At 72.4% G+C, this 18,612-nt stretch carries 16 protein-coding genes; 4 read left to right on the forward strand and 12 right to left on the reverse strand.

From position 1 onward, the window contains the following. Positions 1-111: 111 nt before the first annotated feature. Together ITJ55_RS02655 and dusB are read right to left on the reverse strand one after the other, a co-directional pair. Positions 112-1,383, reverse strand: a complete 1,272-nt coding sequence (locus tag ITJ55_RS02655) for a deoxyguanosinetriphosphate triphosphohydrolase (RefSeq protein ID WP_194593959.1) — start codon at positions 1,381-1,383, stop codon at positions 112-114. A 47-nt stretch (positions 1,384-1,430) separates the two neighbouring features. Continuing rightward, positions 1,431-2,588 carry a tRNA dihydrouridine synthase DusB gene (dusB, locus tag ITJ55_RS02660; RefSeq protein ID WP_194593960.1) on the reverse strand — a complete coding sequence of 386 codons (1,158 nt, stop codon included), beginning with the start codon at positions 2,586-2,588 and terminating at the stop codon, positions 1,431-1,433. Between the two features lie 15 nt (positions 2,589-2,603). Here dusB and ITJ55_RS02665 point away from each other — a divergent pair, with 15 nt between their 5' ends. Beyond that, positions 2,604-3,152 (forward strand): aminoacyl-tRNA deacylase, encoded by a 549-nt coding sequence (locus ITJ55_RS02665; RefSeq protein ID WP_194593961.1) that lies wholly within the window; start codon positions 2,604-2,606, stop codon positions 3,150-3,152. On the opposite strand, the gene ITJ55_RS15855 is transcribed toward ITJ55_RS02665, so the two are convergent. The 5 genes from ITJ55_RS15855 to ITJ55_RS02685 form a co-directional block, all read right to left on the reverse strand. Continuing rightward, positions 3,142-3,333 (reverse strand): hypothetical protein, encoded by a 192-nt coding sequence (locus ITJ55_RS15855; RefSeq protein WP_228497547.1) that lies wholly within the window; start codon positions 3,331-3,333, stop codon positions 3,142-3,144. The genes ITJ55_RS02665 and ITJ55_RS15855 overlap by 11 nt on opposite strands. Then, a complete protein-coding gene (locus ITJ55_RS02670) occupies positions 3,330-3,998 on the reverse strand; it encodes a DsbA family oxidoreductase (protein WP_194593962.1) in 669 nt (222 codons plus the stop codon). The genes ITJ55_RS15855 and ITJ55_RS02670 overlap by 4 nt, the downstream gene beginning before the upstream one ends. Positions 3,999-4,199: 201 nt before the next feature. Beyond that, the gene (locus ITJ55_RS02675) at positions 4,200-5,216 is read right to left on the reverse strand and encodes a glycyl-tRNA synthetase (protein ID WP_194593963.1); all 1,017 of its coding nucleotides are present in this window, start codon (positions 5,214-5,216) and stop codon (positions 4,200-4,202) included. Between the two features lie 363 nt (positions 5,217-5,579). After that, entirely contained in the window at positions 5,580-6,965 is a 1,386-nt protein-coding gene (locus ITJ55_RS02680; protein WP_056256776.1) for a glycine--tRNA ligase, read from the reverse strand. Positions 6,966-7,043: 78 nt separating this feature from the next. Then, positions 7,044-8,084 carry an aminotransferase class V-fold PLP-dependent enzyme gene (locus ITJ55_RS02685; protein ID WP_194593964.1) on the reverse strand — a complete coding sequence of 347 codons (1,041 nt, stop codon included), beginning with the start codon at positions 8,082-8,084 and terminating at the stop codon, positions 7,044-7,046. An 82-nt stretch (positions 8,085-8,166) separates the two neighbouring features. Here ITJ55_RS02685 and ITJ55_RS02690 point away from each other — a divergent pair, with 82 nt between their 5' ends. Together ITJ55_RS02690 and ITJ55_RS02695 are read left to right on the forward strand one after the other, a co-directional pair. After that, entirely contained in the window at positions 8,167-9,123 is a 957-nt protein-coding gene (locus tag ITJ55_RS02690) for a LysR family transcriptional regulator (protein WP_194593965.1), read from the forward strand. Between the two features lie 32 nt (positions 9,124-9,155). Next, complete coding sequence (locus ITJ55_RS02695; protein ID WP_194593966.1) at positions 9,156-9,836, forward strand: hypothetical protein; 681 nt, start codon at positions 9,156-9,158, stop codon at positions 9,834-9,836. 96 nt (positions 9,837-9,932) lie between these two features. Here ITJ55_RS02695 and ITJ55_RS02700 read toward each other — a convergent pair whose 3' ends face one another. Next, on the reverse strand, positions 9,933-10,730 hold the full coding sequence (locus tag ITJ55_RS02700) for an isoprenyl transferase (RefSeq protein ID WP_370543981.1): 798 nt from the start codon (positions 10,728-10,730) through the stop codon (positions 9,933-9,935). Beyond that, positions 10,727-11,470: a DNA repair protein RecO gene (recO, locus tag ITJ55_RS02705; protein WP_194593967.1), complete on the reverse strand. Its 744-nt coding sequence runs from the start codon at positions 11,468-11,470 to the stop codon at positions 10,727-10,729. The genes ITJ55_RS02700 and recO overlap by 4 nt, the downstream gene beginning before the upstream one ends. A 34-nt stretch (positions 11,471-11,504) precedes the next feature. On the opposite strand from recO, the gene ITJ55_RS02710 reads away from it, so the two are divergent. Then, positions 11,505-12,167, forward strand: coding sequence for a trimeric intracellular cation channel family protein (locus ITJ55_RS02710; protein ID WP_370543982.1), 663 nt, complete (start codon positions 11,505-11,507; stop codon positions 12,165-12,167). 397 nt (positions 12,168-12,564) lie between these two features. Here ITJ55_RS02710 and leuA read toward each other — a convergent pair whose 3' ends face one another. From leuA to ITJ55_RS02725, 3 genes are all read right to left on the reverse strand, one after another. After that, positions 12,565-14,325 (reverse strand): 2-isopropylmalate synthase, encoded by a 1,761-nt coding sequence (leuA, locus tag ITJ55_RS02715; RefSeq protein WP_194593968.1) that lies wholly within the window; start codon positions 14,323-14,325, stop codon positions 12,565-12,567. Positions 14,326-14,531: 206 nt separating this feature from the next. Then, positions 14,532-17,069 carry a DUF2156 domain-containing protein gene (locus tag ITJ55_RS16435; RefSeq protein ID WP_194593969.1) on the reverse strand — a complete coding sequence of 846 codons (2,538 nt, stop codon included), beginning with the start codon at positions 17,067-17,069 and terminating at the stop codon, positions 14,532-14,534. After that, positions 17,066-18,400 (reverse strand): esterase family protein, encoded by a 1,335-nt coding sequence (locus tag ITJ55_RS02725; protein ID WP_194593970.1) that lies wholly within the window; start codon positions 18,398-18,400, stop codon positions 17,066-17,068. The genes ITJ55_RS16435 and ITJ55_RS02725 overlap by 4 nt, the downstream gene beginning before the upstream one ends. Positions 18,401-18,612 lie beyond the last annotated feature (212 nt).

Raw genomic sequence — 18,612 nt, forward strand, 5'->3', positions numbered from 1 at the left:
GTGTCGATTGTAGGTCGCGCCACCGACGACGCCGACCCGAGGAGCCCACCGCGGGAGGACGAGGAGGCGCGGAGGGGCTGGTGGGGACCCGCGCCTCCTCGGCGGCTCGCCCTAGCGACCGGCGGTCAGCCGGTCGTGCCAGGCCATGGCGCTCTGGTCGGTCAGCGACGCGACCTGGTCGACGACCACGCGTCGCCTCGCGGCGTCGTCGTCGGCCGAGCCCCAGTCGGCGGCGAAGCCACGGTCGAGCTCGGACGGCCCCGCCTGCCAGAGGGCGTCGGCCAGGCTGGTCAACACCTCGCGCTGCCTCAGGTAGATGGGCTGCCGGTTGTCGCGGGTCATGACGAACGCGGCGACGATGCCCTTGAGCACGGCGATCTCGCCGATCACGTCGGGCGAGACGACGACCGAGGCCCCGAAGCGCATCAGGGCGTCGCCCGGGTACGACTCGCGCGTGGCCTGCGTCGCGGACCCCGCGAAGCGACCGATCAGCTGGCTCGTGAGGTTCTTCAGGCGTGCCTGGGCGAAGCGGCTGCCGTCGTACGACTCGAGCCAGAACGGCGACGCCTGCAACCGGTCGAAGGCCTCGGTCAGCTCGTCGCGGCTGAGTTCGCCACCGACCCACTCGTGCATGGCCGTGACGAGCGCGTCGTGGTCGACCCGCGCGCCGAGGCTCGCGACGTCGACGTAGCCGTTGACCACGGCGTCCTCGAAGTCGTGGACCGAGTACGCGATGTCGTCGCTGAGGTCCATCACCTGGGCCTCGACGCAGCGCCGACGTCGGGGGGCGCCCCGCCGGAGCCAGTCGAAGGCGGCCGTGTCGTCGTCGTAGAAGCCGAACTTCATGCGTCCGCCGGGGTCGGGGATGCCCTGGGCGGCAGGCCACGGGTACTTGCAGCTCGCGTCGAGGCTGGCTCGGGTCAGGTTCAGGCCGAAGCTGCGACCGGTGGCGTCGACGACCTTGGGCTCGATGCGGGTCAACAGCCGCAGGGTCTGCGCGTTGCCCTCGAAGCCGCCGATGTCCGCCGACCACTCGTTCAGCGCCCGCTCGCCGTTGTGCCCGAAGGGCGGGTGGCCGAGGTCGTGCGCGAGGCAGGCCGTGTCGACCACGTCGGGGTCGAGGCCGAGGCTGGTCGCCAGCTCGCGCCCGACCTGGGCGACCTCGAGCGAGTGCGTCAGGCGGTTGCGCGCGAAGTCGAGACCCGCCGTCGGGCTGAGCACCTGCGTCTTCGCCGCGAGGCGACGCAGCGCGCTCGAGTGCAACAGACGGGCCCGGTCGCGGGCGAAGTCGCTGCGGCGGTTCGAGTGCTGCTCGGGCAGCCAGCGTTCGGAGTCGGCGGGGTCGTACCCGGGGGCGGCACTCGGTAGGGCTTCGGTGGACACCGGGGCCTCTCGGTCAAGAACGGACGGGATCGAGCGGACGGTCGTGCCTAGCCGCCGCTGTGGTGCAGCTCGGCCGCGGCGAGCTCGGCCTTGAACGCCTCGTCGAGGTCGCGGCTCTCGAGCCAGCGGTCGGGCAGCGCGGGCCGCTTGGGGCTGCCGGCACGACCCCGCGGGCCCTCGGCGGCCTCGCCGGGGTACTGCTCGTCGGGGTCCATCGTGGCCAGGAGGTCGTCGATCTGCTGCAGCGAGTCGGCGAGGGCCAGGGCGGCACGCACCTCGCCGCCCACGGGGTAGCCCTTGAAGTACCAGGCGACGTGCTTGCGCATGTCTCGGCAGGCCCGCCCCTCGTCGCCCGACCAGAACTCGACCATCAACTCGGCGTGACGGCGGAAGGCCCGGCCCACCTCGCCGAGGGTGGGCTCGGCCTTGAGGTCTTCGCCGCGGAAGGCCGCGGCCAGGTCTCCGAACAACCACGGTCGACCGAGGCAGCCCCGACCGACGACGACGCCGTCGCAGCCGGTCTCGTCGACCATGCGCAACGCGTCGGCCGCCGACCAGATGTCGCCGTTGCCGAGGACGGGCACGTCGGTGATGGTCTCTTTCAGCGTCGCGATGGCGGACCAGTCGGCCGTGCCCGAGTAGAAGTCGGCGGCCGTCCGGGCGTGCAGGGCGATGCTCGCGACGCCGGCGCCCTGGGCGGCACGGCCGGCCTCGAGGTACGTGAGGTGGTCGGAGTCGATGCCCTTGCGCATCTTGACCGTCAGCGGGATGTCGCCGGCGGCCTTGACGGCCCCCTCGACGATCTCGCGGAACAGGCCGATCTTCCAGGGCAGGGCCGAACCGCCGCCCTTGCGCGTCACCTTGGGTACCGGGCAACCGAAGTTCAGGTCGATGTGGTCGGCGCGGTCTTCGGCCACGAGCATGGTGACCGCCTCGGCCACCGTGTTGGGCTCGACGCCGTAGAGCTGGATGCTGCGCGGGGTCTCGGACTCGTGGTGCTGGATCAAGCGCATCGACTCGGGCGTCCGCTCGACCAGCGCCCGGCTCGTGATCATCTCGCTGACGTAGAGGCCGGCGCCGTACTCGCGGCACAGACGGCGGTAGGCCGTGTTGGTGATGCCCGCCATGGGGGCGAGCACGACCGGCGAGGCCACGTCGATCGGACCGATCGAGAGGCCGCGCGAGGGCAGGGTGGTGGTGGACATCGTTACGATTCTCCCATGAGCGACGGCGGGCTGACGAGTGGTTTGGACGACGCGGTCGCCGGGGGCGACGGTGGGGGCGACGCCCGGCGCGACGCCGACCGGCCCGAGGGCACCGACCGGGTCCGCGCCGACGCCGCCCGGCGCGGCCTCGCGGTCGAGATCGTGGCCCGGCCCGCGGCCGACTCGCTCGAGGCCGCGGCCGCCCTGCTGGGGCTCGAACCCTCCGACATCGTGAAGAGCCTCGTGGTCAAGCGCCACGACGGGTCGTTCGTGTTCGCGCTCGTCCCGGGAGACCGCCAGATCTCGTGGGCCAAGCTGCGGTCCGTCGTCGGCGTCAACAAGCTCTCGATGCCGAGCGCGGACGTCGCCCTCGAGGCCACGGGGTACGAGCGGGGCACCATCACCCCGATGGGCAGCTCGACGGCGTGGCCGGTCGTCGCGGACTCCCGCGTCACCGGTCGACGCGTCGCCCTCGGCGCGGGCGCACACGGCTTCAGCGCCTTCGTCGAGGCGGACGAGTTGGTCGCGGCGTACGACGCGACGGTGGCCGACATCAGCGACTGACGCCGCGCCTCCCGGGCTCGTCGGCCGCTGTCGCGGCGTCGGAGGCGACCGGGGCGCTCGGCGGAACGCTCCCCGGGACGATGAGGCAGGCGTCCCCTTCGCAGACCGTGGCGTCGATCGCACCGAGCATGGTGAACGGGCTGGACGGCAGGGCGGCTCGCGAGTCGGCCGACCCGCTCATCGAGTCGCCTCGGAGGCGACCTGCTCGAGGGCCTGGACGAACGCCTCGGGTGCCTGGGCACCCGAGATGCCGTACGTGCCGTCGAGGACGAAGAACGGGACGCCCGAGATGCCGAAGGCCTGCGCCTGGGCCTGGTCGGCACGGACGTCGTCGAGGTGACGACCCGACTCGAGCGCCTCACGGGCGGCCGACTCGTCGAGGCCGACGTCGCCGGCGAGCTGCACGAGGTCGTCGACGCGACCCACGTGGCGGCCCTCTTCGAAGTAGGCGTGGAGCAGGCGCTCCTTCAACTCGACCTGACGGCCGTTCGCCTTCGCGAAGTGCAGCAGCTCGTGCGCCTTCACGGTGTTCGTGTGCTGGAGGTGCTCGAAGTCGTACGCGAGACCGACCTCGGAGGCGATGCCCGCCACGGTGTCGAGCATGCCGCGGACCTGCTCGGCCGGCATGCCCTTGTGCCTCGAGAGGAAGTCCACCTCGTCGCCCTCGAAGTCGACCGGGGTGTCGGGCGACAGCTGGAACGAGTGGTACTCGACCTCGACGGGGCCGCCGAAGCGACGCACGGCCTCCTCGAACTTCCGCTTGCCGATGAAGCACCACGGGCAGGCGATGTCGGACCAGATGTCGACCTTCACGGTCGCGGACGGGGTGGTGGGATCTGAGGTCACGGCAGGCCCAACTCGGCCCCGGGCGCGGCCATTCCCGTTCGCCGTCCCGGTGCGCCGACCGCCGAGGGCCCGGCAGCGCCTGCCCGGCAGCCCTGCTCCGCCCCGGCAGCGCTGCTCGTACCCGGCAGCGCTGCTCCGCCCCGGCAGCGCTGCTCCGCCCCGGCAGCGCTGCTCCGCTCCGTCCCCGTGCCACGCGCTCCCTCACCCACTGCCCCGCGTCGCCGCCACCGCCCCTGGGCCGCACCCGCCCTCACTCGCCGCCCCCGTCGGCAACTCCTGCCCCCTGCGGCGCCTCGGCACGGCCAGCCGCCAGGCCCTGCGACCCCGCGGCCCGAGCACGCGCGGGAGTCCGGAGTTGCCGACACGCGACTCCGGCCTCGCGCCTCCTGCCGTCGTGACGAGCGCGTCGATCGCGGCAGAGGTCCGGGCCCACCGGTCGCGGACCATCGTCGTCCCGGCCCGGAACGGCACCCGCCCGTCGAGGGCGATGTCGGCGTCCTTCGCACGGTCCTGGTCGAACCGGTTCTCGTGGTGTTCGCGACCGTCGGTCTCGAAGCCCACGATCCCGTCGACGAGCATGTCGAGGATCTTGCCGGTGCCACCCACCGGCACCTGCCGCTCGACGTCATGGCCTGCTCGCCGCAGCCGCGTCCCGGCTGCCGACTCGAGGATGCTCTCGGCTCCCCCGTCGCTCCAGGCCACCAGCCCGGCGGCATCGGCTCGTCTCCGACCCAGGACCTCGGCGGCGTCGTCGTCGTCCGTCACGATGCCGACGCGGCGAGCCCAGTCCACCAAGATCACGGCGTCCTCGAGGGACCGGGAGTCGACGACAGCTCGAGCGAGGGCGTCTCGGGGGTCGACCGACCAGGTCGTCCCGCGCGCGCCGAGCTCGACCGGGTCCCAGACGACCCGGACCCCGCGACGACGTCTGAGACGGGACGCGGTCGCCGGCACGGACACCGTGATCGGCGGACGGCGCCACGACCACGCACCGAGCTGGTGCAGGGCAGCGGCCCCGGTGAGGCGGCCACCCACCGCCACGGCCACGAACCGGGGGTCGTGTCGCGGCCAGGTCGAGTACCAGCCACGGCGGGGTCGGCTCACCGACCGTGAACGGACGGCGACGGTGAGCTGGCGGTCGGTGGCGCCCTGCGCCACCAGGTCGTGCTTGTGCAGCAGTCCCCCGGCGTGCGAGACGAGTTCGGCGATCGTGGTCATGTCGACAGGCTGCCGAGGTCGGCCGGGCCGTCGCGGCTTACCTCGACCCGCCTGGGGACGGTCACACGCCCACGCAGCCTGGGGACGAGCACTCGCACGTCAGGTCACGACGGACGCTGCCAGCAACTCCTGCCGCGTGCCGCACTTGCGACCGACACGCCGAGAGATCGACGTGCGTCGCTACAGGAGGCAGGAGTTGCCGACGCGGAGAAGGGCCGGAGGCGCGAGGACGGATGCGAGGCCGGCGACATGGGACAGGGCCTGAGGCGCCGCGGCGTCCCGGAGCCACGGGAGGACCCGGCCGGATGGGAACGCCGGGAGCGCGGGCGCGGGGGCGGCCCGGCCGGGCCGCCCCGACCGCGGCTACGCGCCGAGCAGCTGCTCGGCCAGGTACGCCCGCAACCCGGCGAGCGGGATGCGCTGCTGGGCCATGGTGTCGCGCTCGCGCACGGTCACGGCGTCGTCGTCGAGCGAGTCGAAGTCGACGGTGACGCAGAACGGCGTGCCGATCTCGTCCTGGCGGCGGTAGCGCCGACCGATGGCCCCGGCGTCGTCGAAGTCGATGTTCCAGTACTTGCGGAGGTCGGCCGCGAGCCCGCGCGCCATGGGCGACAGCTGTTCGTTGCGGCTCAGCGGCAGCACGGCGACCTTGATCGGGGCGAGGCGGCGGTCGAGCTTGAGCACGGTGCGCTTGTCGACGCCGCCCTTGGCGTTGGGCGCCTCGTCCTCGGTGTAGGCGTCGACCAGGAACGCCATCAGCGAGCGGGTCAGACCGGCCGCGGGCTCGATGACGTACGGGGTCCAGCGCTCGTTCTTGGCCTGGTCGAAGTAGGTGAGGTCTTTGCCCGAGGCGGCCGCGTGGGTCTTGAGGTCGTAGTCCGTGCGGTTCGCCACGCCCTCGAGCTCGCCGAACTCGCCGCCGGCGAACCGGAAGCGGTACTCGATGTCGACGGTGCGCTTCGAGTAGTGCGAGAGCTTCTCGGCGGCGTGTTCGTACAGGCGGAGGTTCTCGGGGTCGATGCCGAGGTCGACATACCACTGGAACCGCTGGTCGATCCAGTACTGGTGCCACTCTTCGTCGGTGCCGGGTTCGACGAAGAACTCCATCTCCATCTGCTCGAACTCGCGGGTGCGGAAGATGAAGTTGCCGGGCGTGATCTCGTTGCGGAAGCTCTTGCCGATCTGGCCGATGCCGAACGGCGGCTTGATGCGCGACGACTGCAGGATGTTGTCGAAGTTGGTGAAGATGCCCTGGGCGGTCTCGGGACGCAGGTAGGCCATGCCCTGCTCGTTGTCGACCGGGCCGAGGAACGTCTTGAGCAGGCCCGAGAAGTTCTGCGGCTCGGTCCACGAGCCGGGCTGGCCCGTGTCGGGGTCGCGGACGTCGGCCAGGCCGTTCTCGGGCGGGTGACCGTGCTTGGCCTCGTACGCCTCGATCAGGTGGTCGGCCCGGTAGCGCTTGTGGGTGTGCAGCGACTCGACGAGAGGGTCGCTGAAGACCTCGACGTGGCCGGAGGCCTCCCACACCTGGCGGGGCAGGATGACCGCGGAGTCGAGGCCGACGACGTCGTCGCGACCCTGGACCATGGTCTGCCACCACTGGCGCTTGATGTTCTCCTTGAGAGCCACGCCGAGGGGCCCGTAGTCCCAGGCCGAGCGCGAACCGCCGTAGATCTCTCCCGACTGGAAGACGAAGCCTCGGCGCTTGGCCAGGGCGATGACGGAATCGAGACGGTTGGGTGCTGCCACGTGTGATGCTCCGATGAGTTGAGGCCCGAGCTGGGTGCCCGGTCGGTCGAGGTACCCGGCAACTCTAGCGGCGGTGCGTCACCGGCCGAGCGCGGCGGTGACCGCCTCGACGTCGTCCTCGTCGTTCCAGAGGTGGAAGGCCACGCGCACCCGACCGGCACGCCCCGAGACGACCAGTCCGGCGTCGCCGAGGAGGCGCTGGTCGCGTCCGTCGGGGTCGGCCCAGGTCACGATCGCGCGGCCCTGTGCCTCGATCCCGAGCCGCGAGCAGAGCGCGTCGCCCGTCCCGGCGGCGTGTGCCCAGGTCTCGTCGGCGTCGAGCCCGGCGAACGCGTCCAGCGCGGGGAGCGCTCCCGCCCAGGCCTGCCAGGCGGGCGAGACGTCGAACGCCCGGGCGTCGCGCGCGAGTCGCATCTCGGGGCCGTAGCACGAGCCCCACACGTCGTCCCCGGCGTACCAGCCGGCCTGGGCGGGCAGCATGGCCTCTCGGAGGCGCTCCCCCACGGTGAGGAACGCCACCCCCCGCGGGCAGCACAGCCACTTGTAGGCGTGCGTCACGGTGGCGTCGTACCGGGAGGCGTGGACGGGTCGCACCCCGGCGGCCTGCGTCAGGTCGCACAACGTCACCGCCCCGTGCCGGGCCGCGGCCTCGACGACGGCCGCGTCGTCGGCCACCTGGCCCGTCGCCGACTGGACCGCCGACCACGCCACGAGGTGCGTGTCGGGTCCGATCGACGCGGCCAGCTCGTCGAGGGGCACGCTCCGCACCCGGACGCCCCGCGCCTCCTGGACCACGAAGGGGTAGACGATCGAGCTGAAGTCGCCCGTCGGCACGAGCACCTCGGCGCCGTCCGGCACCGACGCCGCGACCACGGCCACCATCGACGAGGTCTGGGACGCGATGGCGACGCGACCGACGTCGACCAGGACGAGCCGGGCGAAGGCCGCGCGCGCCTCCTCGACGACGGCGCCGTAGGCCGCCGGCCCGGCCTGCCCCGACGCCCAGTCGTCGAGGTCCGAACGCAGGGCCGCGACCGTGGCCCGCATCGGCAGGCCCATGGTGCAGGCCGCGAGGTAGCCCGGCGCGGGGGCGAAGAGGTCGGCGTACGGCGAGGTCATGCACCCAAGGGTCGAGGCTGTGATGCTGCAGGACAACCACCAGTGTCTGAGGTCATTCATCACGCCGCCTTATGCTTCGGGCATGACCGACGACCTCGACCTGGCCTCGCTGCGCGTCGTCCGCGCTCTGGCCGACACGGGCACCATCACGGCCGCGGCCGCCTTGCTCGGCTACAGCCAGCCCGCCGTCAGCCAACAACTCCGTCGAGCCGAGCGTCAGGTGGGCCAGCCACTCGTGCTGCGGGCCGGACGCGGCGTGGCCCTGACCGAGGCCGGGCAGCGGCTCGCCGCCCACGCCGTCCACGTGCAGGCCGCCCTCGACGCCGCACGTCAAGACCTCGACGACCTCGGCGGGGTCGCCACGGGGCGCGTCACCCTCGCCGGGTTCCCGAGCGCGTCCTCGACGATCGTGCCCGACGTGCTCTCGCGACTCCGCGACCGGCACCCCGGCCTGACGGTCGACTACGTCGAGGCCGAACCCCCGGAGGCGCTGGCACGACTGCGGGACGGCTCGGCGGACGTCGCGGTCACCTTCAGCCATGGGGACGCCCCCGCGGCGGAACGCGACCTCGACGGGCTGCTGCACCGCGCCTCCTTCTTCGACCGCACGGTGCTCGCCGTGCCGGCCGCACACCCGTTCGCCCGCGGCGACGCCTTCGCGAGCCTCGCGCACGAACGATGGATCGGCGGCTGCCCCCGGTGCCGCGGGCATCTGCTCGCGACCTGCGCGGCGGCGGGCTTCGAGCCCGAGATCGTCCTCGAGACCGACAACGCGCTCGCCGTGCTCGGGCTCGTCGCGGCCGGACTCGGCGTCGCCCTGCTGCCGGGCCTGTCGCTCGTGTCGGCGGCCGTGCCACCCGGGGTGCGGGTCGTCGAGCTCGACGACGGGCTCGCCCGGATCGTCCACGTCGTCCACGGGCGCGGGGGTGACCGGGTGCCGAGCGTGCGGGCCGTGCTCGACGCCCTCGGGCACGTCGACGGCGGCTCGCTGGGACTCGTGCCCGCCGGGCCGGAGGTGCCGACCGGGACGCCGGGTTAGGCTGGCCCGACGAACCAGGAGAGGTGCAGGTCGTGCGCAGAAGACTGTCCGTCGGCATCGCCGTCTCGGTGTTGGCCCTGGTCGGGCTGACCGGGTGCTTCCCGAGCCTCGACGACTTGACGCCGGTCGGCGCGGGCGGGTCCGGCGGCTCGGCCGCCACGCCCGGCACCGGGGCCAGCGGCGTGCCCCAGCCCCAGGTCACCGGCGCCCCCGGCACCGGCGGCGGCACGGGGTCGCAGCCGGACGCCCTCGCCCCCGGCGGCACCCTGCTCGGCCAGGTCAACTACAAAGACCTCACCATCTACGTCTACGGCGTCGGCGAACTGACCACCACGGCCCCCTCGATCTACGCCCGCCCCGACGGCACCGACCCCTACCCGGCGGGCACCGACGTCGAGGTCACCGCCTACGTGCTGACCAACAACTCGCAGCGCCGGCTCGACCTCACCGACCTCAGCGCGGACTACTCGTCGTACGGCAACGACCTCGCCACCCAGGACGTCTTCGCCGGGCAGGACCTCTTGACCCGGCTGGGCTACGAGACGTCGCTCGAGTCGAAGTTCCCGGCCGACAGCGCGACCTGGTACCTGCTGCCCGGCGAGTCGACCGTGTTCGCCAACGCCTGGTTCCACCGCGCGAGCGACGGGCCGCTGACCCTGCAGTTCTTGTGGCCGGCTGAGCGGATCTTCTTGGGCGCGAACATCCAGTTCTGACGGGCCGAGGCCTCGGGGTACGGACTGAGGCCTCGGGGTACGGGCACTGACAACGCCGACACCCTGGCCGCGACTCGGGCCCTCGCCCTGGCCCGGTCAGGCCGGGGTCGGGGCGTCCACCGCTCCCCCGAACCGGCGGGTGCGAGAAGCGTACGTCTCGACCGCCTGCCACAGGTCGGTGCGGGTGAAATCGGGCCACAGCCGGTCGAGGAAGACCATCTCGGCGTAGGCGGACTGCCAGAGCATGAAGTTGCTCGTCCTCTGCTCACCCGAGCTGCGGACGAACAGGTCGACGTCGGGCAGCTCGGGTGCGTACAGGCGCTTCTGGATCAGCTTCTCGCTGACGGCCGACGGCTTGAGCCGTCCGCTGGCGACGTCGTCCGCGATCGAGCGCACGGCGTCGGCGATCTCGGTCCGTCCGCCGTAGTTGACGCACATCGTCAGCGTCAGGACGTCGTTGCCCTTCGTCAGCTCTTCGGCGAACTGCAGCTCGTTGATGACCGACCCCCACAGCCGCGGCTTCCGTCCGGCCCAGCGGACCCGCACGCCCCAGGCGTTCAGCTGGTCGCGTCGGCGGTGCAGCACGTCGCGGTTGAAGCCCATCAAGAAGCGCACCTCGTCGGGTGAGCGCTTCCAGTTCTCGGTCGAGAACGCGTAGACGCTGAGGTGCTTCACGCCGATCTGGATCGCCCCGGCCACCACGTCGAGCAGCGACATCTCGCCTGCCTTGTGGCCCTCGACGCGGGTGAGGCCGCGACCGTTGGCCCACCGGCCGTTGCCGTCCATGACGATCGCCACGTGCTCGGGCACGGCACCCCGGGGCATCGCCGGAGGGTGCACTCCCGTCCAGTCGAGCGGGCGGAAGTCGGCGGCGTCGCGGTGGGTCTTCTTCACGGTCTCTCTCTTCCGGGCACCCGGTCGACGTGCTGCAGCGATCGCAGTCCCCGTTCGAGGTGCCACTGGGTGTACGCGGCGACGACGCCGCTGGCCTGGTTGCGGGTCGCGTCCGGGGCGTCCTCGGCGTGGCCCCAGTCCCCCGTGAGCAGCGCGCCCAAGAGGGCCAGCGCCTCCTGCGTCAACCGCGGAGCGCCGGGAGGCGCGTGCGAGTCGGCCACCACGCCACCCAGCTGGACGACGAAGGCCGAGTGCGGCCCGGGTGCACCCGTCACGGCGCAGTCGCCGAAGCTGGGCGACCAGCCCGCGATGCTGAGGGCCCGCAGCAGGTACGAGTCGAGGGTGAGCTGGGGGGCGTGCTCGTGACGCGCGAGCGAGCGGAGGGCCCCGACGAGCAACAGGTACTGCTGCAGACCCGCCTCGGCCTCGGTGAGCTTGTCGGCCGTCTCGACCATGACGCTGCCCGCCGTGTAGCTCTCGTAGTCGGCGGCGATCACCGCACCGTACGAGCCGAGCGACTCGGCCTGCTGCACGATGTCGAGCGACCGGCCCTCGTAGAGCTGCAGGTCGGCGACCATCATCGGCTCGAGTCGCGCCCCGAACTTCGACGCCGTCCGCCGGACGCCCTTCGCCACGGCCCGGATCTTGCCGTGGTTGCGGCTCAGCATCGTGAGGATGCGGTCGGCCTCACCCAGCTTGTGGGTGCGCAGCACGACGCATTCATCACGGTAGACGGGCACCGACCAAGCATCGCACGCGTGGTACAAACGTCAGGTGCACGCCACAGCCTTCGCCGTACCCCTGTGGGTGGACCTCCTGGCCGTCGGCATCGGCAGCCTGCAGGGGGCCATGTTCGCCTCCGAGTACAAGGACCGGCGGCTCGACCTGCTCGGCATCGCCATCATCGGCACCGCCACCGGCCTCGGCGGCGGGGTCCTGCGCGACGTGCTGCTCGGCGAGGTCCCCCGCGCCATGACGAGCAACTGGTACCTGCTCGTCGCCGTGACGGCCGCCATCGTGGGCATGGCCCTGCAACGGGTCTTCACACGGCTGGCCGGGGTGATCACCGTGCTCGACGCCCTGACGATCGGACTGCTCGGGGCGATCGGGTCGACCAAGGCGCTCTCGCTCGGACTGCCCGAGATCCCCGCGGTGTTCGTCGGGGTCATCGCAGCCGTCGGCGGATCGGTGCTGCGCGACCTGCTGATGAACCTGACGATCGCGATGATGCACGTCGGATCGCTCTACGCCGTGGCCGCCGCGGGTGGGACCGTCGTGCTCGTGGTCGCCGTCTCGCTCGGCGCCCCGGTCGCCGTGGCGGCGGTGGCGGGGACGTCGATCACCTTCGCGATCCGCATGCTGGCCGTGCGCTTCGGCTGGACCCTGCCCGAACAGCGCGCCCTCAGCCGACTGCCGCGCTGGCGTCGTCCCCGCTGACCCCGAGGGCACGACCGCTGCCGCCGCTCGGGACGCCCGGTCGCTCAGGGCGCACGGGCTCGAGCCGGGGTGAGGCGCCACGCTCGCGCAGTCGGTCGGCAACTCCCCCTTGGTGCGCCTGCACACCATGCCACGCCGCATGGCCGGGCCCGCCCGCGACAGCAGCCAGGAGTTGCCGGTACCCGCGCGCCACCCGGCGAGCCGTCGGCAACTCCCCCCTGGTGCGCCCGCACACCGCGCCACGCCGCCCCGCCGGGCCCGCCCGCGGCAGCAGCAAGGACTTACCCGCCCCCGCTGGCCCGGGCACGGGCGCAGGCGACCGCCGCCGGACGACCGCACGTCCGACCGCACGACGACGCCCCCGGCACCGACGGCACCGGGGGCGGATGGGTCGGGATCAGACCGAGGCGAGCTCGCGGACGTCGCTCGCCGTGCGGATCGCCCGGTTGACCGCCGAGACGATGGCCTTGAGCGACGCCGTCGAGATGTCGGCGTCGATGCCGACGCCCCAGAGCCGGGTGCCGTCGACGTCGAGCTCGACGTAGGCCGCGGCCTGGGCGTCGCCCGAGGCGCTCAGCGTGTGCTCGACGTAGTCGTAGAGCTTGACCTGGACGCCCTGGTCGGCCAACACCGCGATGAACGCGGCGATCGGCCCGGTGCCACGGGCCGAGGTCGACTCGACGGTGTCGCCCACCCGCAGGTCGACGTCGAGCGTGGTCTCGCCGCTCATGTCGCTCGACGTGCTCGTGCGCGTCAGTTCGAAGCGGCCCCACTTGTCGTCGGCGTCGTCCGCGGGCAGGTACTCGTCCTGGAAGATCGACCAGATGTGGGCGCTCGTCATCTCGCCGCCCTCGCTGTCGGTGCGCGACTGGACGACGCCGCTGAACTCGATCTGCAGCTTGCGGGGCAGGTCGATGGCGTGGTCGGCCTTCAGCAGGTAGGCGACGCCGCCCTTGCCCGACTGCGAGTTGACCCGGATCACGGCCTCGTAGCTGCGACCCAGGTCTTTCGGGTCGACCGGCAGGTAGGGCACGGCCCACTCGAGTTCGTCGACGTCGACGCCGCGGGACGCCGCGGTGGCCGCCATGGCCTCGAAGCCCTTCTTGATGGCGTCCTGGTGCGAGCCCGAGAAGGCCGTGTAGACGAGGTCGCCGGCCCACGGGCTGCGCTCGTGGACGGGCAGCTGGTTGCAGTGCTCGGCAGTGCGCTTCACCATGTCGAGGTCGCTGAAGTCGATCTGCGGGTCGATGCCCTGAGTGAACAGGTTGATGCCCAGCGCGACCAGGTCGACGTTGCCGGTGCGCTCACCGTTGCCGAAGAGGCAGCCCTCGATGCGGTCGGCACCCGCCAGGTAGCCGAGCTCTGCTGCGGCGATGCCGGTGCCGCGGTCGTTGTGCGGGTGCAGCGAGAGGATGACGCTGTCGCGACGGGCCAGGCGGCGGTGCATCCACTCGATCGAGTCGGCGTAGACGTTGGGGGTCGCCATCTCGACGGTGGCCGGCAGGTTGATGATGACGGGGCGCTCGGGGGTCGCGTCGAAGGCCTCGATCACCTGGTTGCAGATGTCGAGGGCGAAGTCGAGCTCGGTGCCCGTGTAGCTCTCGGGCGAGTACTCGTAGTAGACGGCCGTCTCGGGGATGGTCTTCTCGGCCTGGAGGCACAGGCGCACGCCCTCGAGCGCGATGTCGACGATGCCCTGGCGGTCGGTGCGGAACACCACGTTGCGCTGCAGGACGCTGGTCGAGTTGTACAGGTGGACGATGGCCTGCTTGGCACCGGCGATCGACTCGTACGTGCGAGCGATGAGGTGCTCGCGGGCCTGGGTCAACACCTGGATCGTCACGTCGTCGGGGATGGCCCCTTCGTCGATCAGGCTGCGCACGAAGTCGAAGTCGGTCTGCGACGCGCTCGGGAACCCGACCTCGATCTCTTTGTAGCCCATGCCGACCAGCAGGTCGAACATGATGCGCTTGCGCTCGGGGCTCATCGGGTCGATCAGCGCCTGGTTGCCGTCGCGCAGGTCGACGGCACACCAGCGGGGCGCCTCGGTGATGCGCTTCGACGGCCAGGTGCGATCGGGCAGGTCGACGACGATCTGCTCGTGGAACGGCCGGTACTTGTGGATCGGCATGGCCGACGGCTGCTGTGCGTTCTTCATGTCCTGTGGTCTCTCTCGCCCTCGAGGGGCTGCTCTTCGCGGGGGTGTCGGCCGACGACGGACTCCGCGACGAGTGGGGCCTGGGTCAGGACTCGCCGCGGCAGCTAAGGAGGAGCAGGCCGGTGAACACGAGACGAGGCTAGCACCGACCGAGGAGGCGCGGGTCGTCGCCCGCCGGCACCGCGCCTCCTCTGCTCATCCCGTCGTCAGACGACGGTGCGGACGAGCCGCACGACGGCACCGACCGAGAGGTCGGGCAGGTAGGCACGGCCGAGGGCCGTGCCGATGGCAGGCAGCTGGACCGGGTCGGGGAAGGCCATGACGAGCGGCACGAACTCGGGCTGGAACTTCTTCTTGAAGGTCAGCAACGTCTGGAACCCGTAGGCGGGTTCGAGCACCCGCCCGAGGAAGGTCAGGACGCGCTCGGTCTGCGTCGCCGGGCCGTCCGCCGGGCCGGTGGTGGCGAGTGGCGCCGCCGACAGGCTGAGGAACTCGACGCCCTGCTCTTTCATGGCCAGCGCGGACGAGGCGATCACGAACTCCATGACGCCGTTCATGCTGTCGGGTCGTCGGCGCATGAAGTCGAGCGTCCACCCGACGACCTCGCCGTCACGCCAGGTCGGCAGCCAGCTGGTCACGGCGAGGACGGTGTCGTCGTCGTCGAGCGCGAGCATCAACGCGACGTCGGGGTCGCGCAGCTCGTCGAGACCGCCGAGCGTGAAGCCCATCTCGGGCAGGTTCTTCTCGGCGACCCAGAGCTCGCTGATCTCGGTGATCTGCCGGGCGACCGCCGGGCGCAGGTCGGCGTGGCGGGTCCATTCGGCGCGCACGCCGTTCTTGGTCGCGCGGTTGAGGCTCGACCGGACGTCCTGCCACTTCTTGCCGGTCATGCTGAAGGTCGCCGGGTGCAGCACCGTCTCTTCGCCGACGGGGAGGGTCGTCCAGCCCAGATCGGCGAAGAACGGCGAGAGCTCGCCCCGCACGCTGTAGAAGACGGGGGTGAGGCCCTGGTCGTCGCACCAGCGGGCGAACTCGAGGGTGACGTCGCGCAACCGCTCGGGCGGGCAGAGCGGTTCGGCGGTCGTCAACGCGATGCCCGAGACGACGCGGTAGGCCACGGCCGACCGGCCGTCGGCGGTGAACCACCAGCTGTTGCCCGACCACAGCGCCATGTGCGACAGCGTGCCGGGCGCCCCGCGGTGCACGAGCTCTCGGACGCGGGCCCGCTCGGCGTCGGGCCGGAGATCCCCCGGCCGCACCGCCCCGGCCACGAGAGCCACCAGGACGACGAGCCACCAGAGCGGCCCCGTCCACTCGAACGCCACGCGCACGACGCCGCCGACCGGGACGGGCCCCAGCCCGGCGAGGCCGACGAAGCCGACGGGCACGAAGCGTTCGGGGACGTCGGCCGCGAGGGCCGCCGCGTCGATCGACGGCACGAAGGAGGCGCGACCCACCCACCCGACGACGGCGAACGCCGCCGCGAGCACGGCTCCCGACCCCAGCACGACCGTGGCGACGAGACGCCGCCGCACGCCCGCCCCCACGCCGAAGTGGTGCCGGAGGACGAACAACGAGACGGCCGTGCCCGCCGGCACCGCGACCGCCACGACGGTCAGCAGGACGTGCGCGACGAGGTGGCGACGGGGGTCGCCGTCCGACGTGCCCGTGGCGGGCATGACCACGTAGTAGAGGACGGCGAAGAGGGCCAGCAGGCCGTTGACGGCGACCGCCACGTCGAGGGCGACCCGGCGCCCCCGTCGCAGGAACCACGCGGCGACGAGCAGGACCACGAGCGGCAGCAGGCTGAGCGCGACGGTCGGGACGGCGTCGATGCTGCCGAGCACGGCGGCCCGGGCACAGACGTCGGCTCGCTCGAGCTGCCGGTCGAGCGGCGTGCGGACGGCCATGGCGCAGAGGTCGGCCGATGACCGCCCCGACAGGACGTCGCCGAACAGCAGGCCGAAGGGTGACAGGGGCCCCACGGGGCTGTGGGCCAGCAGGGTCAGGATCGGCCCCGCCGCCGTGACGGCCACGACCGTCGAGGCGAGTCGACGCACCTCGTGGTGCGAACTGCGCAACCAGCCGCGACGAGCGGGCGGTCCGGCCAGGACGCGACCGAAGCCGACCCCGACCACGGCACCGACGAGGGCGTAGAGACCCGACGGATGACCGTCGTAGAGCACGAACGCGAGCAGGGCCGAGAAGCCGAGCAGCCGGATGCGACGACGCCAGAGCGGACCGACGAAGCCGCTGACGGTCATGATCGTGCCGAGCGCCGGGGTGAACGGGTGCAGCGTCGACTCGGCCGCGACCTCGAGGGCCCAGGGCTGGCCGACGGCGCGCCCGACGGCCTGCACGGCCACCCCGACCCCGGTGGCCGCGACCGCCGTCACGACGTAGGCCGCGAGGGCCCGGCGGCTGCCGATGCGGCGCTCGGCGACGCCCACGAGCACGAGGACGGCGACGACGGCCAGGACGAGCTCACGAGGACCCGAGGCGAAGAGCACCGAGCCGAGGGTCAGGGGCCAGAAGCCGCGGTCGTCGAAGGGGTCGAGCCCCGCGCCCACGGCCTCGCGCAGGCGTTCGCCGGGCCCGTGCACGAGGCTGCCCGAGACGACCGCCAGCACGACGAGCAGGGCGGCGAGGACGACGCTGACCGGCTGGGCCCTGACGAACGCGACCGTCGAGCGGACGACCACGCCGAGACGACCGCGGGCGCCGGGAGCGTCCACGGCGGTCACGGCTGCTGCACCGAGTCGGCGAGCCCGAGGCGTGGGTAGAGCGCACCGATGCCGTGCGCGAAGCCGTTGGTCGCCGTCGTCCAGTCGTGGGCGCTGCCGGGCGAGACGTAACGGGTCACGGACATGCCGGCCCGCTCGGCGGCGGCGGAGTTCTCGGTCATGATCCGACCATAACGGGTGTCGTTCTGACCCACGGCGAAGAACGCCGTGGTGTCGGCGTAGGGCGCCTTCACGGCCATGATCGCCTGCGGCTGGGCGGCCTCGTAGGCGGCGTCGCTGCCCGCGAAACCCCCGTCGACGGTCGCCTGACGGGTGCCGATCGAGGGGCCGAGCTCGCCCGAGACGTCGATGAACGAGCCGAACAGGTCCGGGCGCGCCGAGGCGAACTGGATCGAGCAGGTGCCGCCCTGCGAGAACCCGCCGACGGTCCAGGCCCGGGGGCCGGTCGCGACGTGGAAGTGGCTGGTCACGTAGCCGACCACGTCGGTCGTGATGTAGGTGGCGCTGTCGCCGAGCGGGCCGTCGACGCACATCGGGTTGTCGGCGTCGGCACCGAGTTGGTCGGGCACGACGACGATCGGGGCCAGGCCGTGGTTGCGGGCGGCGAACGCGTCGAGGGTCTGGACGAGGTGGCCTGGGCCCACGACCGACTCGGGGCTGGCCGGCTGCCCCGACATCATCACCATGACGGGCAGGGCCGGGGCATCGGCCACCAGCGCCGCCGGGGGAAGGTAGACGATCGCGTCACGGGCCGCGAAGTGCGAGACCGTGCCCGGGATGTGCACGGTGCCGTACCGACCCGTGGTCGGCATGTCGGCCGGCGCGTGCCAGGTCGACCAGAGCGTCGGGTCGAACGCCGTCGAGGCCGAGGCCGAGGGCGCAGGAGGCGCGGTGCCGGCATCCGCCAAGGCCGGCACGGTCTCGCGGCCGAGGGCCTGGGCGAGGTCCTGGTAGACGCCGCCGTCCCGGTTGACCGCCAGGCCCGTGGCCAGGACGAAGACGACCGCGGCGACCAGGGCCACCGCCTTGCGCCACCACCGCGTGTGGATCAGGCCGACCACGACGAGGCCCAGGCCTGCCCCCAGGGCGGCGATCCAGACCCGGTCGACGAGCGTGGGCGCGACCCCGACCACGTCGTGGACGTCGCCGAACCACCAGGTGGCGAGCAGCGCCGCTCCCCCGCCGACGACGACTCCGAGCCCGACCCAGCGCCACCACGTCCGACGCGTCCGCGGCCGGACGAGCAGCCACGCGACGGCGAGACCCGCCGTCACGTCGACGGGCACCAGCACGGCCGGGGACAGCAGGGGAAGCGACAGCGGGTCGATCATGGGGGCACTCCGTTCCGGCGGCGGTGGCTCGACGGCGACCGCCCGGACGACACTCTGCATGCGCCGACCGCGCGGACACCCGGTCGACAGGTTGCTCTCAGCAGGCTCATCATCGACGTCCAGCGGACGGGCGACCACGGCCGGCTGCGGGGTCGTCAGGTGCCGACGTCGTCGGCTACCGACCGCCGCGGACGGCGGACCGGCGCGCGGGG

It is taken from the genome of Frigoribacterium sp. VKM Ac-1396 (genome assembly GCF_015350895.1).
In the GTDB taxonomy this organism is placed as follows: Bacteria; Actinomycetota; Actinomycetes; order Actinomycetales; family Microbacteriaceae; genus Frigoribacterium.

Bases quoted from the DNA above. Each gene is read 5' to 3' on its own strand.
- dusB (WP_194593960.1), bottom strand. From the start codon at position 2,588: ATGTCCACCACCACCCTGCCCTCGCGCGGCCTCTCGATCGGTCCGATC.
- ITJ55_RS02665 (WP_194593961.1), top strand. From the start codon at position 2,604: ATGAGCGACGGCGGGCTGACGAGTGGTTTGGACGACGCGGTCGCCGGG.
- ITJ55_RS15855 (WP_228497547.1), bottom strand. From the start codon at position 3,333: ATGAGCGGGTCGGCCGACTCGCGAGCCGCCCTGCCGTCCAGCCCGTTC.
- ITJ55_RS02675 (WP_194593963.1), bottom strand. From the start codon at position 5,216: ATGACCACGATCGCCGAACTCGTCTCGCACGCCGGGGGACTGCTGCAC.
- ITJ55_RS02685 (WP_194593964.1), bottom strand. From the start codon at position 8,084: ATGACCTCGCCGTACGCCGACCTCTTCGCCCCCGCGCCGGGCTACCTC.
- ITJ55_RS02690 (WP_194593965.1), top strand. From the start codon at position 8,167: ATGACCGACGACCTCGACCTGGCCTCGCTGCGCGTCGTCCGCGCTCTG.
- leuA (WP_194593968.1), bottom strand. From the start codon at position 14,325: ATGAAGAACGCACAGCAGCCGTCGGCCATGCCGATCCACAAGTACCGG.
- ITJ55_RS02725 (WP_194593970.1), bottom strand. From the start codon at position 18,400: ATGATCGACCCGCTGTCGCTTCCCCTGCTGTCCCCGGCCGTGCTGGTG.